Source organism: Salinivibrio sp. ML198, assembly GCF_001996015.1.
Lineage (GTDB): Bacteria > Pseudomonadota > Gammaproteobacteria > Enterobacterales > Vibrionaceae > Salinivibrio > Salinivibrio siamensis.
Genome location: NZ_MUEZ01000049.1, coordinates 1 through 798, shown reverse-complemented (window position 1 = coordinate 798; position 798 = coordinate 1). Strand labels below are relative to the sequence as shown.

The following is a 798-nucleotide window of genomic DNA, read 5'->3' as shown; positions in this document are numbered from 1 at the left end:
TAGCTCCAACGAGCCGTAAGTGCCTGCCTGTGTGACGTCGGCAAAGGTTGGCGCGTCGTCACTATCGACATCACTGATCGCGATGGTGCCCGTGGCAGTGACAGGGGCATCGTCTTCATTGCCCTCGGTGACCGAGCCAAAAAACTCACCCCTCAATTCTGGCGCATCGTCGGTCCCCGTAATCGTGATAACAATATCTTGTTGTGTGTTATCGCTTGCGGTGAGGGTGATGGTGTCCGTCACTTGATCACCGGCATCTAAATCCTGCACGGCAGACTGATCGAGGGTGTAGGTCCAGTTGCCGTTAACTAGGTCTAGCGAGCCATAAGTCCCCGCTTCAGTGGTATCGGCAAAGGCCGGTGTATCGTCGCCATCCACATCACTGATCGCAATGGTGCCACTTGCAGTGACCGCGGCATCGCCCACGTCCCCTTCGGTGACAGAACCTACAAACTCACCACTCACTTCTGGCGCATCGTCGGTGCCGGTAATGGTGATGACGATATCTTGTTGCGTGTTATCGCTTGCAGTCAGGGTGATAGTGTCGGTCACCTGATCGCCGGCATCTAAATCCTGCACTGAGCTCTGATCGAGGGTGTAGGTCCAAGCACCATCTACTAGCTCCAACGAGCCGTAAGTGCCTGCCTGTGTGACGTCAGCAAACGTCGGATTGTCATCGCCATCGACATCACTGATCGAAATGGTGCCGGTGGCAGTGACCGCATCGCCTTCGTCACCTTCGGTCACTGAGCCGGTAAAGCTACCGGTGACTTCAGGTAAGTCGTCGGTGCCGGTAAT

At 55.8% G+C, this 798-nt stretch carries 1 protein-coding gene; it reads right to left on the bottom strand.

Annotated elements, in window-relative coordinates:
* On the bottom strand, nt 1-798 hold a 798-nt coding region (locus BZG25_RS15625; protein ID WP_198535237.1), incomplete at both ends, for a VCBS domain-containing protein.